General features: G+C 67.5%; 11 protein-coding genes. 3 read left to right on the forward strand and 8 right to left on the reverse strand.

Annotated features, from left to right (window positions below):
* Positions 1 to 87: 87 nt before the first annotated feature.
* Positions 88 to 1,764 carry a thiamine pyrophosphate-dependent enzyme gene (locus KRR55_RS11875; protein WP_217389312.1) on the reverse strand — a complete coding sequence of 559 codons (1,677 nt, stop codon included), beginning with the start codon at positions 1,762 to 1,764 and terminating at the stop codon, positions 88 to 90.
* A 283-nt stretch (positions 1,765 to 2,047) separates the two neighbouring features.
* On the opposite strand from KRR55_RS11875, the gene KRR55_RS11880 reads away from it, so the two are divergent.
* On the forward strand, positions 2,048 to 2,626 hold the full coding sequence (locus KRR55_RS11880) for a GNAT family N-acetyltransferase (RefSeq protein WP_217389313.1): 579 nt from the start codon (positions 2,048 to 2,050) through the stop codon (positions 2,624 to 2,626).
* A gap of 94 nt (positions 2,627 to 2,720) precedes the next feature.
* On the opposite strand, the gene KRR55_RS11885 is transcribed toward KRR55_RS11880, so the two are convergent.
* The 4 genes from KRR55_RS11885 to paaI form a co-directional block, all read right to left on the reverse strand.
* Positions 2,721 to 3,422: a nicotinamide mononucleotide transporter gene (locus KRR55_RS11885; RefSeq protein WP_217389314.1), complete on the reverse strand. Its 702-nt coding sequence runs from the start codon at positions 3,420 to 3,422 to the stop codon at positions 2,721 to 2,723.
* Between the two features lie 88 nt (positions 3,423 to 3,510).
* On the reverse strand, positions 3,511 to 4,128 hold the full coding sequence (locus tag KRR55_RS11890) for a TetR/AcrR family transcriptional regulator (protein WP_217389315.1): 618 nt from the start codon (positions 4,126 to 4,128) through the stop codon (positions 3,511 to 3,513).
* Positions 4,129 to 4,232: 104 nt separating this feature from the next.
* Entirely contained in the window at positions 4,233 to 5,552 is a 1,320-nt protein-coding gene (locus KRR55_RS11895; protein ID WP_217389316.1) for an AMP-binding protein, read from the reverse strand.
* Positions 5,553 to 5,600: 48 nt separating this feature from the next.
* The gene (gene paaI / locus KRR55_RS11900) at positions 5,601 to 6,041 is read right to left on the reverse strand and encodes a hydroxyphenylacetyl-CoA thioesterase PaaI (protein ID WP_217389317.1); all 441 of its coding nucleotides are present in this window, start codon (positions 6,039 to 6,041) and stop codon (positions 5,601 to 5,603) included.
* 262 nt (positions 6,042 to 6,303) lie between these two features.
* On the opposite strand from paaI, the gene KRR55_RS11905 reads away from it, so the two are divergent.
* A complete protein-coding gene (locus KRR55_RS11905; RefSeq protein ID WP_217389318.1) occupies positions 6,304 to 6,663 on the forward strand; it encodes a hypothetical protein in 360 nt (119 codons plus the stop codon).
* A gap of 129 nt (positions 6,664 to 6,792) precedes the next feature.
* Here KRR55_RS11905 and KRR55_RS11910 read toward each other — a convergent pair whose 3' ends face one another.
* The 3 genes from KRR55_RS11910 to KRR55_RS11920 form a co-directional block, all read right to left on the reverse strand.
* On the reverse strand, positions 6,793 to 7,830 hold the full coding sequence (locus tag KRR55_RS11910) for a GNAT family N-acetyltransferase (protein ID WP_217389319.1): 1,038 nt from the start codon (positions 7,828 to 7,830) through the stop codon (positions 6,793 to 6,795).
* Entirely contained in the window at positions 7,827 to 9,989 is a 2,163-nt protein-coding gene (locus tag KRR55_RS11915; RefSeq protein WP_217389320.1) for a S9 family peptidase, read from the reverse strand. Before KRR55_RS11915 ends, KRR55_RS11910 begins: the two co-directional genes overlap by 4 nt.
* Positions 9,990 to 10,132: 143 nt before the next feature.
* Positions 10,133 to 11,761 carry an alkaline phosphatase D family protein gene (locus tag KRR55_RS11920; RefSeq protein ID WP_217389321.1) on the reverse strand — a complete coding sequence of 543 codons (1,629 nt, stop codon included), beginning with the start codon at positions 11,759 to 11,761 and terminating at the stop codon, positions 10,133 to 10,135.
* 140 nt (positions 11,762 to 11,901) lie between these two features.
* On the opposite strand from KRR55_RS11920, the gene KRR55_RS11925 reads away from it, so the two are divergent.
* Complete coding sequence (locus tag KRR55_RS11925; RefSeq protein WP_217389322.1) at positions 11,902 to 13,332, forward strand: serine hydrolase domain-containing protein; 1,431 nt, start codon at positions 11,902 to 11,904, stop codon at positions 13,330 to 13,332.
* Positions 13,333 to 13,441: the final 109 nt, after the last annotated feature.

Consider the following 13,441-nt stretch of genomic DNA (forward strand, 5'->3'; position numbering starts at 1 on the left):
CTGGTGGCCCGGCACAAAACAGCGGAGACCCGCGTCCTGCCCCGAGGGACGGAAACGAGCTTCCGCTGTTCGCTGTCTGGAAGCGGCCTAGTAGGCCTTGACGCGCTGTTCCACGATCAGGTGGATGAGGGCGAACTTGCCCTCATCGTCAATCGCCGTCAGCGCAGCCTCAAGGGCGGCCGGGATCTCGCTGTCGTTTTCCACGCGGACTCCGAATCCGCCGAAGGCCTGGGCCATCAACGCGAAATCGGGGTTCTTGAGCTGGGTGCCGGAAATGCGTTCCGGGTAGTGGCGTTCCTGGTGCGTGCGGATGGTTCCGTATTCCTGGTTGTCCATCACGATGACCAGCGGGGTGGCGCCGTACTGGGCGGCGGTCGCCAGCTCCTGGCCGTTCATCAGGAACTCGCCGTCGCCGGCAATGGTGACGACGCGACGTCCCGGGAAGTTCAGCGACGCTGCAACGGCCGAGGGCACCGAGTAGCCCATGGAACCGTTGCGGGCCGAAATCATCGACGCGTATTCCTCGGTGGGGAAGTAGCGGTGTGCCCAGTTGGTGTGTTCGCCGGCGCCCAGGGTGATCATGGCGTCGTGCGGCAGGCCCGCCACCAGGTTGGCCATCATGGTGTCCATGCGGGCAGGGCCCTCGGCGGGGGTCGCTGCGGGTAGGGCAGCAAACTTTTCCTGCTCGCCACGCATGCGCTCGGTGAAGGACTTCCACTCGGGCTTGCCGGCGAAGTCCATCATGACCAGGTCCCGGACAAAGACGTCGGGCTTGGCAACGATTTGGTGGGATACGGGGCCCGAGCGGCCGCGCAGGGACGGGTCGATGGTGACCAGGAAGTTTTTCTTGGTCCAGTCCTGGCGCACCAGGAACCCGTCGGTGATCACGTCGCCAGGAACGGTGCCAACGAAGATCAGCAGGTCGGTTTCCTCGAGCAGGTCGTAGGTGGGCTTCGGCCGCCCGTATCCGATGGGTCCGACGTAGGAGGGGGAGCTGAAGGGGATGTTGCCCTCGCAACGCCATTCGACGGCGGCCGGCAGGTGGTGCTCCTCGAGCCAGGTGGTCAGCGCGGTGGCGCCTTCCTGGGTCCAGTCATTTCCACCGAGCACGAACAGCGGCTTGGAGGATTCCTCGAGTGCTGCCTTGAGTTCCTTCCAGTCGGTCACGGTCATGCCGCCGGTGGCCACGGGGATGACCGGGTGCAGGGTGGGCTCGACCATTTCGCGGATGATGTCCTCGGGGAGCCCGACCACCACGGGGCCGGGACGCCCGCTCATGGCGGCGAACATGGCCTCGGCGACAATCTCCGAGGCGCGTTCGGCGTGGTCCAGGACCATGACGCGCTTGGCGCCGGTGTCGAACCAGCCCTTGATGTCGAATTCCTGGAAGGCCTCGCGGTCGCGGTGCGCGAAGGGAATCAGGCCGACGAAGAGCACCATCGGGGTGGAGTCCTGCCAGGCGGTGTGCAGCCCCACGTGCGCATTGGCCGCACCCGGGCCGCGGGTCACCATGGCGATGCCCGGACGCTGGTGCATCTTGCCGTCGGCCTCGGCCATGTAGGCGGCGCCACCCTCGTGGCGGCAGACAACGGTCTCAATCGGGGAATGGTGCAGGCCGTCCAAGACATCGAGGTAGCTTTCCCCGGGAATCACATAGGTGCGCTCCACGCCGTGGGCCACCAGGGTGTCGACAATGATGTGCCCTGCCGACTTTTTCTTCGTGGCCTGGGCATCGGGGATTGCTTCTAGGGTTTGGGTGCTCATGGCAATTGCTCCTTGTGGTCTCCGCGGTGGACGGGACTGGTTTTGCGCGGCGCGGCACTACACTGTGCATCGCCGGGTCGAACTAAATCTGAAGTTCCAGCAAATGTACATGATGTCGGCCACGTGCCAGCAGTATGCATCGAAACGCTTCTGTCATATTGGGTCGTTGATCACAATGTCTTGTTTTTCTCCCGAAAACCGGCAGTGGGTATCGGCGCCACGCGTTGGGGGTGGCGATGCCGGGCGGGCAGGGGTGTGGCAGCCGCGGGCCTAGGGTGGGACCATGACTCCCGGCAAAAATTCCGCTTCCGGGCCATATCTTCGGCCCTGGACCGATTCAGCGGCAGACATCGAATCGATCCTGGCAGCCTTTGCGGCCGACGACATGGCAGGCCAGTCCGGTGAACCGGTGAATTCCGAGGCGGCGGCACGTCGCTGGGTGGCACCGTGGATCGATCCGGACAACAACTCCGCGGTGGCCTTCGCCATCGCGAAGGACGGCACGGCGGTCGGGCACGTGATGGCCGGGGCCATCGACCGGCGCCACGACACGGCGTGGATCTCCTACTGGGTTGCACCCGAAGCCCGTGGGTCGGGGCTGGCCTCGCGGGCCACGGCGTCGCTGGCCGAACACTGTTTTGGCACGCTGGCGCTCTTCCGCCTGGAGCTTGCCTACCGGGTGGACAACCCCGGCTCCGCGGGCGTGGCCAGGAACGCGGGGTTCCGCATCGAGGGCCTGGAGCGGGCCAAGCTGCGCTACCTGGACGAGCGCGGGATGCCGGTGAGATTCGACGTCCAGACGTGCGCCAGGCTGCGCGGCGACGGGCCTGCGTCGGTCATGTCGTTGGAGATCCGCTCTTAGGGGAGCGCGGCGTAGCCGGCCATGACGCGGGAACGGCAATGGCCCGGAACCTAGGTTCCGGGCCATTGCCAAATCATGTGGTGCTCTCGCGCGCCTATGCCGTGTACGGGCTCGGCGGATACTTGGCGTTCTTCGTCTCGCCTTCGGTGACGGCCCGCTCGGTGGGCACGTTCCGCCAAGCGAACCAGCCGTAGATGCCGGCCAGTGCCTGGAAGACCGTGACGCCCAGCAGCGCCAGGGCGGGGTTCGTGCCGAAGAGCACCGCGACATAGGCAATGGCCGCGGCGGTGCTGGCCAGCCAGGCCCAGCGGTACCCGCACGCGATGCCGATCAGGGAAACGATCAGCGCCGCCTCGGCCGCAAAGGAAATCCACAATGCCGCGGTGCCATCGGTGAAGATGAACCCGGAGGTCAGCATGCGCCCCATGCGCAGGGCGGTGAAGACAACCACCAGCAACGCCCCGATGAGCAGGGGCTTGGCGCCGAAGCCGCGCTGGATGACCTTGCGGCCGAAGCGCCCGGAGTTGTCAAAGCGGGAGAAGCGCCACAGGCCAAAGGCGGCTGCCAGCATGGCCGGCACTGCGTACAGGAGCATGGATGCCTCGAACTGCAGCGCGATGACCAGCGGCCCGGCAAAGACGGCCAGGATCTGCGCCCACCAGCCCAGGTCGTTGCGCCGGGCCAGCACCACCATGGCAATGCAGCTGAGCAGTGCCGAGACGGCAAAGAGTGCCACCTGGGTTCCGGAATCGGTCCCGGGTGCCTGCGAGAAGAGATTGTAGAAAAGTTCGTCCACGAAGAATACTGCCTATTCACAAAGAAAATGGTGGGGGGCGGTGCGTTGCCTCAACTACCGATCGTAGCGCGACTTGCCGCGCCCAACCCTATTTCCCGTTGTGGTGTAACCCATCAAACATCATGGTGATGGCATGCTCCTCGACCTGCTCGGCGGTGACGTTGCCGTCTTCCCTGAACCACTCGACCAGCGAGTTGATGGTGCCGAAAAGCAGGCGTGTGGTGGTGCGGGGATCGATGTCGCTGCGCAGCGAGCCTTCGTGCTGGGCCTCGACCACGAGGTCCGAGACGCGGCGGTCCACCGCGCGGCGGCGTTCGAGGGCGTCGCGCTCGATCTCGGTGTTCCCGCGCAGCCGCAGCAGCAGGGTCACGTATTGCTGGCGCTTGACCAGCACCCGGATGGTGGAGCGGAGGAAGAACTTCAGGCGCTCCTCGGCGGTTCCGGTGACGGCGCGTTCATCCTCGGCGATGGCCTCAAGCGGGACCAGCGCCTCGTCGAGGGCCAGGCGCAGCAGGTCGCCCTTGGAGGGCACATGGTGGTAAATGGCGGACTTGCTGATGCCCAGGTTTTCCGCGAGCTTGCCCATCGACGTCGCGTCGTAGCCGTGCTTGTTGAAGACTTCCACCGCGATGGACAGGACCGAGTCCTGGTCGTATCCGGGGCGTCCGCGCTTGGTGGGTGAGGAGTTGGCAATGCTGGCAGTCATGATTCCTCATTCTCTCACGAACGGTCGGTCCGGAAATTGGCGGGGAATTGGTGCGCCGCGGCTGGGGAGGCGGTCGGGCCCCTGCGGCCGCGGCGCACCGGGGCCTACTTGTTGCGCAGGTCGTAGATGCGGCGCAGCTTGCCCGAGGACCGGGCCAGGGTGCCGGGGTCAACGACGTCGATGGCGCAGGAAGATCCCACGTGGATCTTGATCTGCTTGGCGAGTTCCTTGCCCGCCGCCTCGGCGCGGTCCGAGGTGCAGTCCTCGCGGCGCTCGATCTTCACCGCGAGCTGGTCCATGCGCCCGGGACGGGTGATCTCCAGCTGAAAGTGCGGGGAAAGGCCGTCGATGCGCAGGGCAATCTCCTCGATCTGGGACGGGAAAAGGTTCACCCCGCGCAGGATGATCATGTCGTCGCTGCGCCCGGTGATGCGGCCCATCCGGCGGTGGCCCGGACGTGCGGTTCCCGGCAGCAGCCGGGTGAGGTCGTGGGTGCGGTAGCGGATGATCGGCAGCGCCTGCTTGGTCAGCGAGGTGAACACCAGCTCGCCGTGCTCCCCGTCGCCCAGGACCTTGGTGGGGTCGAAGGCGTCGATGATCTCCGGGCGGAAGTGGTCCTCCCAGATGTGGCTGCCGTCCTTGGTCTGGTTGGACTCGCCGGCGACGCCCGGGCCCATGACTTCGGACAAGCCGTAGATGTCGCACGCGTCGATGTCGAACATGACCTCGAGCTCGTGGCGCATCTCCTCGGTCCAGGGCTCGGCGCCGAGCACCGCGACCTTCAGTGAGGTCTTGCGCGGATCAAGGCCCGCCCGCTGCATGGCGTCGCCGATGGTCAGCAGGTAGGTCGGGGTGCAGAGGATCGCGTCCGGCTCGAAGTCCTGGATCAGCGTGATCTGCTTCTCCGTCTGTCCGCCGGACATCGGGATCACGGTGGTGCCGAGGCGCTCGGCGGCGGCGTGGGCGCCCAGGCCGCCGGTGAACAGGCCGTAGCCGTAGGCGTTGTGGACCTTCCAGCCGGGCTTCACGCCCGAGAGGCGCAGGCAGCGCGCGCCCATCTTGGCCCAGTCGTCCAGGTCCTGCTGCGTGTAGCCGACCACGGTGGCCCGGCCGGTGGTGCCGGAGGAGGCATGGATGCGGGCAACCTCGTGCTGCGGGACGGCGAACATGCCGAACGGGTAGGTCTTGCGCAGGTCCTCCTTTTCGGTGAAGGGGAACTTGGCCAGGTCCGCCAGCTCCTTCATGTCGCTGGGGTGCACGCCCGCCGCATCGTACTTTTCCTTGTACAGCGGAACCCGGTCGTAGGCGTAGGCGAGCGTGTCCTGCAGACGCGTGAGCTGGATCGATTCGATCTGGTCGCGGCTCATGGTTTCTTCGGGATCCAACGGGTTGGGCAGTTCGATCCGGGTGGAGGTCTGGGTCATGATGTGGCCTTACGTGCGATGTTTTGGGGAGATGGGGGAAAGGTGGCGTCAGGGACGCTTGGGGATGGTGCGCGAGCGGCCGCGGAATTCGGCAAGCACCTCGTCCTCGGCGCCCGGGACGCTCTGCAGGACCTGGATGTCGTAGATCCCGCTGCGCCCGGTTTGCTGGCGGCGGTTGGCCACCGCCGTGAGGGTCCGGCCGGGGATGCCGGGCTTGAGGAAGTTGATGTCGACGCCGGAGGCCACAGTGATGGTGTCCGCGGACCCGGTGTGCGGGTTGCACGACATGGCGAACGCGGTGTCGGCAAGGGCGAAAATCATCCCGCCGTGGGCGATGCCGAATCCGTTGAGCATTTCCTGGCGCAGCTCCATGGAGATGGTTGCGTGACCGTCTGCCACCTTCAGCACCTCAATGCCCAACCATTTGGCCGCGTAATCGTTCCTCAGGATGGGATGCATCAGGGGTGCATCGACGCCAGTGTCGCTCATGGGGGAGACCTCTCAGTTATTTACCGAACGATCATTAGGTAATCCTGAAATGTGAGATAAGTCAAGACGGGTGACTCCGAATCCCGAGTTTCCGGGGGACATTTCGACGCCATGTTTTCGTCCCGGCGCATGCATGTGTCCAACGCCCCCGGGGTTGCGGCAGCGACACGGCGGGACGAAAGTCCCTACTCGCCATCGGAATCCGGGGCCAGACTGGGGTATGAAATGAATCCGGCCCGAAAGCATAGGGAGATGAGCGTTGATGCGCAGGTGGAAGCGCTGGGAAGACTGGGCCGTGGTCGCCGTTGGCCTGGTCATGGCATTGACACCCCTGTGGTCCGAAAGCATCGGCAATTCCGTGCCGCTGTTGATCACCACCGGGGCACTGCTGTTTGCCGTCGGGATGATCAACCTGGGAGGGCCGAACCTCTACGGGATCGAGGTGGGACAGCTCCTGGCCGCGATGGTGGCCATCATCCTGCCCGGGCTGGGATCCTTTGCCGGGGCGAACGTGCCGGCACTGACCGCCTGGATTGGCGGGGGAGTCGCCGTGGTGGCAACGCTGCTGGCGATGAAGCCGAGCATCGACACCTCGCACAAGCTGCAGCACCAGGACGGGTAGGAACGCGCGGGTGGTCGCCCCGCACGCAAATGCGTCCCCGGGCCACGCGCCGGGGGCGCATTTCCACGTCCGTGACCTGGGTGGGGCGGCTGAGGCCTGCATAGGGAAGGCGACGAGGCGACCTGCCGCCTAGGCGCCTGGCAGGTCCTGGTAGATCCTGGCGTAGAGGGCGAGGATGAAAGGTTCCTTGGCCCGGTTGTAGTCCATCACCAGCCCCGCTCCGCCGCCGCGATCATTGGTTGCCGCCGCCTGCTCGCTCTTGATGCGCGCGTAGGCGACCCGATCGGCCTCGTGGGTTCGCAGCCAGTCGCGGAACGCAGCCATCCGGGCGGTCTCCGGGCAGCCCGGGGCTAGGACATGGACATTTGCGGCCGGGAGGCCCGAACCGGGGCCCGCGACCAGAAGCCTGTGGCGATACCAGCCAGGCTCGCGCAGGCGGAAAATGAAGCCCGCCGCCTCAAGCATCGGCACATAGCGCCCCTCCCGGTCCGGGTCCTCGACGGTCAGCACCACGTCGATGACTGGTTTGGCGGGCAGCCCCGGCACCGAGGTGGAACCCAGGTGCTCGATCGCCAGCGCACGGTGTCCCAGGGCGTGCCGGACCGCCGCAGCGAGCTCCTCGAAGTCCTGCGGCCACGTCGGCGACGGCGGGACAACCAGCACCGGCGCCGGGGCGGGACTCCCGTGGATCCACTCAACGCCACCGTCGGCAGGTTCCGGGTCCCGTACCAGGGGCACGTGGGGCAGGACGCAAAGGTGGCGGCGGCGACCGGGCCACCGGAGATCGGGCGGGGAGTCGCTGCAGCGAAAGCCGGCGGCCCGGTAGAAGCCGACGGCGTCGGTGTCGGTGCGGGCCACGACCATCGCGGCGGAAGCGTCCCTGACCAGGTGCACCAGCGCGGTGGCCACGCCCGAGCGCCGCAGCCCGGGGTCGACGGCAAGGTATTCGATTTCCACCGCGTGGCGATCCAGGCGCCGGTACACGGCCAGTGCCGCGGGGGTGCCGTGTCCGTCGACGGCAACCAACAACTCCAGGTCGGCGATTCCCCGGACCAAGTCATCGAGTGCCGGGCCGGTGGCCTCGCTGGCAAGGGTAAGCAGCGCCCGGAACCGCGGGTCGTCCCCGAGGTCCCGGACCGCTGCCGACCGGATTATCGGGGTGCTCATGCCCCCGCGGGGTTCAGGCCCAGGGTGTCAAGGGCGAAGGCGTAGTCCCAGGCGCGGGTCTTCCAGCCCTCGTAGCGCCCCGAGGCCCCGCCGTGCCCGCCGTCCATCTCGATCTTCATCACGATGGGCGCGGTGCCGGTGGTTTCCTCGCGCAGTTTTGCCACCCACTTGGCGGGTTCGACGTAGAGCACGCGGGTGTCGTTCAGCGAGGTGACCGCGGCGATCCTCGGGTAGGGCAGGGCGGAGACGTTTTCGTACGGGGAGTAGGACTTCATGTAGTCGTAGACCTCCTTCTCCTCGATCGGGTTGCCCCATTCCTCCCATTCCAGGGCCGAGAGCGGCAGCTCCGGGTCAAGGATGGAGGTCAGCGCGTCCACGAACGGGACCTGGGCGACGATGCCGGCGTAGAGCTGCGGGGCCAGGTTCGCCACCGCACCCATGAGCAGGCCGCCGGCCGATCCGCCCATCGCGACGATGCGCTTGGGATCTGCCCAGCCGGTGTCCAGCAGATGTTTGGTGGCATCCACGAAGTCGGTGAAGGTGTTCTTCTTGGCCAGCTTCTTGCCGTCCAGGTACCACTGGCGGCCCAGCTCGCCGCCGCCGCGCACGTGGGCGATGACGAAGACGACGCCGCGGTCCAGCAGCGAGAGCCGGGGGATGCCGAAGCCCGGGTCCATCGACATCTCGTAGCTGCCGTAGCCGTAGACCAGTACCGGGTTGGGAGAATCGTTGGTGATTTCCGCCCGGCGCAGGATGGTCAGCGGGATCCGCGTGCCGTCCGCCGCGGTGGCCCATTCGCGGGTGGCGCGGTAGTTGGCCGGGTCGTAGTTATTGACCTGGGTTTGCTTGCGCAGGGACAGGGTGCCGTCGGCCAGGGTGTAGTCGTAGACGCGTGCCGGGGTGAAGTCCGATGTGTAGGACAGCCGGATCATCGGCGCCTCCAGCTCGGCATTGGCCAGCGAGCAGGTGTAGAGCTCCTCGTCGAAGGCGGGCTCCACCGCCTCCCGTTGTCCGGGCGTGCCGAGTCCGGCCAGCGGCAGGAGCTGGACGCGTTCGGTGGTGTCCTTGCGCACCGAAACGACCAGGTGGGTGGCGGTGGCGGCGGTGCCTTCGACCTTGACGGTGTCGCGGTGCTCGAGCACCGTTTCCCAGCGCTGCTGACCGTAGGGCAGGGCCAGCTGGTCGGCGCGCAGCAGGGAGACCATGTTGTTCAGCGCGTCGCGGTCGTGGGTGATGACGTAGGCGCGCTCGCCGTCGACAACGACGGGGTCGGCCGAGTGCAGGATGCGGTGCTCCCGGGAGATGAGCATGACCGGGACGGCCCGTTCATCGAGCAAGTCAAGGGTGAGGGTCTCGGAGTATTCGGAGTTGCCGATGGAGACCAACAGCTCGGTGCGGTCCGCGGAGAGGTCGAAGCCCAGCCACATGCCCGGGTCGTCTTCCTGGAACACCACGGCATCCTCGGCGGGATCGGTGCCCAGTGTGTGTGCCTTGATCTGGTGCGGACGCCAGGAATCGTCGACCACGGTGTAGAAGATCCGTCGCCCGTCGGGGGAGAATGCCAGCCCGTAGAACACGTTTTCGATGGTGTCGGGCAGCAGTTCGCCGGTGTCCAGGTTCTTGACGCGCAGGGTGAAGCGCTCGTCCCCGGCGTTGTCCTGCGCATAGGCCAGCAGGGTGCCGTCTTCGCTCACGGCCATGCCGCCCAGGGAGAAGAAGGGCTTGCCCTCGGCCTCCTGGTTGCCGTCCAGCAGGACCTGCTCGCCCTCGATGGCCGCGCCCGCCTCGATGGCCGGCGGGGTCCAGTCCGCGGCGAGGTCCCCGGTGTCGGTGGCGGCCACGCGGCAGTGGATGGCGTACTGGGAGCCTTCGGCCGTGCGGGTGAAGTACCACCAGCCGCGCTTGCGGGCGGGGACCGAGAGGTCGGTTTCCACGGTGCGTGCCTTGATCTCGTTGAAGATCTCCTCGCGCAGGGCCTGCTGGCTGGAGGTCAGGGCCTCGGCGTAGGCGTTCTCGGCCTCGAGGTGGGCGCGGACCTCCGGGCTGTCCTTGTCCCGCAACCACTCGTAGTCGTCGGTGAAGGCGTCCCCGTGGTGGGTGCGAATGGTGGGGACCTTGGCGGTCCGCGGTGCGGCGGGTGCATGCTCGGCGTGGCTCATGGTTCCATTCAATCCGACAAGCCGCCGAATGGGTCCATGGCTTCGCCCAACGCGGACAAAACCGTCCCCGGGGCGGCACGCAAGGCAGCGGTCCCGGGGCCTTTCGGCTCCGGGACCGCTGCGGCGGTGCGGAAGGCTGCGGATCAGCGCCGCGGCGTCAGCGTCCGGGTGTACTGCACGGCCCCGTTGGCATTGATCAGCTTCACCGTGAAGGCCGAACCGTCGCCGGGAATCTCCACGTGGCCGAAGTACTGGTGCTCGCCCGAGCGCGGTGAGGCCATGGTCGGGCCGGCCTGCTGGAAATCGACCCGTGGGCCGAAGGTTCCGTCCAGGGCGTTGGGGCCGAAGGAGCCGGCGTTGATGGGCCCGGCCACGAATTCCCAGAACTCGTTGAAGTCCGAGAACGCCGCGCGCTCGGGGGAGTAGTGGTGGGCCGCGCAATAGTGCACGTCCCCGGTCAGGAACACCACGTTCTTGATGTCGTGCTGCTTGATCGCCGACAGCAGGCGGGCCAGTTCCAGCTCGCGGCCCAGCGGGGCGCCGTGCTCCGCGTTGGAGATCGACTCCTGTCCCTTCCCGTCGGGGACGATGAGCCCCAGCGGCAGGTCGTTGCCGATGACCTTCCACGTCGCGTCAGAGTCGCGCAGTGAGGAGATGAGCCAGGCCAGCTGTTCCTCGCCCAGCAGGGCGGTTTCCTGCGTCTCCAGGCCCGCGGTGTTCTCGCCCTTGTGGGAGCGCATGTCCAGGGCGAACACGTCCAGGTGCGGGCCGCGGCGGACCTGGCGGTAGATGCGGGAAGGCTCGAACCCTGTGCCCGGGCGCAGGGCGCGGGCGTCGGCGATGGGCATGTATTCCTGCCAGGCCTGGCGGCCGCGGGCCGCCAGGGTGTTGACGTCGCGCACGGTGTAGCGCGGATCGTCGATGGTCTCGCCCGGGTACCAGTTGTTCACCGTCTCGTGGTCGTCCCATTGGGCTATCACCGGGACCTGGGCGTACATGGCCCGCAGGTTGGCGTCCATCATGTTGTAGCGGTGGCGGCCGCGGTACTCGTTGAGGGTCTCGGCGACCTTGGACACCTCCTCGGTGATGACGTTGCGCCAGATGTTCCCGTCCGGCTCGGTCATTTCGGCGGACATCGGCCCGTCGGCGTAGATGGTGTCGCCGGAGTGCAGGAAGAAGTCGGGCTTGGTCGCTGCCATGGCTGCATAGCCGCGCATCCCGCCGATCTCCTCGTTGATCCCATAGCCCTGGCCGGCGGTGTCGGCCGTCCAGACGAAGCTCTGCGCAGCGGTTTCGTGGTTCCGGCCCCTGCCGGGGGCGGGAGCCGTGCTGAAGGAACCGCTGCCGCTCTCGCCGCGCCGGCCGGATTCGTCCTCGAAGTAGAGCTCCATCTCGAAGCGCGTGCCGGAGGGCAGCCCGCGCGCATTGATCTTGGCCGTGAAGTCGGTGCCGGCGTGCGCCCGGGGACCGGTGAACTTGACCGTTCGGGCGAAGCGTCCCTTCAACGGGTTGCCCTGCTCGTCGGCGGCGCGCAGCACAGCATGCAGGCGTCCCGGCCCGGAGGCGCGGGACCACAGGACCGCGGAGTTCGTCGAGACGTCTCCGGTGGAGATGCCCGAGGGCAGGGTCAGGCGGCGGTTCGCCAGCGGCACGCCGGATGGACGCGGAACGGCCAGGGCGGCAGGGGCGGCGAAGGAGGTGGCGGCGAGGGCGGAGAGCGCGGCGGCGCCCTTCAGCAGCGAGCGGCGATCGGGGAGCGGGGAGGTATCCATGGCCCCAGCCAACCGCACCCCGGAAACGGGAACCTTGCGCCGCGGTTAACTGCGGCCCAACCATTGGCCGCAGCAACAGGCTGCCGCGGCCTGCGGGCCCAATGCGCCGTCCACCTGGCACGTGGTGGCAGGATGGCACCATGAGCACTGCGCACGGGATCCAGGGGCGGCCATCGACCAAGACCATCTGGGAGTCGGTGCTGGCCTACGCGCCGGGCTTCCTCGAGTTCGACCGCGTGATGGCCCGGCAACCCGGGTACCAGGCGGCCGTGTCGGTGGACGGGGAGGTGCTGGGCGCCTTCTGCGGCGGCCACGCGCACCTCTCGCCGCCCGAGCCCATGACCGACTCGCACCTTTTCAGGGTCGCCTCCCACTCCAAGACCTTCACCGCCACCGCCGTGATGCTCCTGCGCCGGGAGGGGAAGCTTTCGCTGGAAGACCCGCTGGGAACCTGGCTCACCGCGCTGGCAGGCAGCGACGTGGGCGAGGTGACCGTGGCGGAGTTGCTCTCCCACTCCTCGGGCATCATCCGCGACGGGGAAAATGCCGACTTCTGGACCCTGGGCCGCCGGTTCCCCGACGAATCCGAGGTCCTGGAGATCGCCGGCCGGGGGAAGGTGCTGGAACGCAACGAGCACTTCAAGTACAGCAACATCGGCTACGGGCTCCTGGGCCTTGTCATCGAGGCGGTGACCGGGGAAAGCTACGCCGACTTCGTGCGGGCCCGCATCCTGGGGCCGCTGGGACTCGGGAACACCGGCCCGGACCTCGACGCCCGTGCACCGGAACTCGCCGCCGGGTACGGTCCGCTGGCGCTCGCCGGGGGCAGCCATGCGCTGGAGGACCGCATCGAAATCGAACACGTGCCCACCGGTTCCCTGGCGGCGGCAACGGGTTTCTATTCCACGGCCGTCGACATGGCCGCCTACTTCGCCTCCCTCCTGCCCGGGGCACCGACCAGCGTGCTGGACGACGATTCCAAGCGCCGCATGCAGCGCAAGGTCGAGGACTCCGGGACGCCGGGGCGCGGCTACGGCCTGGGGCTCATCGTGCAGGAGGTCGCCGGCAGGTTTACCCTTGGCCACAGCGGCGGCTACCCGGGACACATCACCCGAACCTGGGCGGTGCCCGAAACCGGGGTGGTGCTCAGCATGCTCACCAACGCCGTCGACGGCCCGGCAACCGCCTGGGGCGAGGCGCTCTTTGCCCTCGCGGCGCTCGCCGAGGCACCGGTGCCCGATTCCTGGGCGTCGGTGGAACCCGCGGCGCTTCGGCGCTTCACCGGCCGGTTCGCCTCGCTGTGGGAGGTGGTGGACATTGCGGAACTTGGCGGCAAGCTCTATTGGCTCACCCCCGGGCAGGCACCGAAGCCGGGGACCGCCAGGCCGCTGGAATACGTGGACGGGACCACGCTGGGCTCCGCGGACCCCAACGGTTTTGCCGGGTACGGCGAGAAGCTTCGCTTCGACCTCGACGCACACGGTGCCGCTTCCGTGCGCGGACCGGGCGGCATCCTCTTCACGCGGTTGGCGGACGTCCGGATTCCGCGCGTTCTGCAGGCACCGGTATGATGTGTGGTTTTGTGCACGCTCGCGATGGAAACCGATTCGCGGGCTGCCCGGCCACAGCGGTTCACCGCCGCGTGGGTGGTATCGCCGGAGGTCACGAGCACCTAGGCTA

Source organism: Paeniglutamicibacter quisquiliarum (assembly GCF_019084045.1).
GTDB lineage: Bacteria > Actinomycetota > Actinomycetes > Actinomycetales > Micrococcaceae > Paeniglutamicibacter > Paeniglutamicibacter quisquiliarum.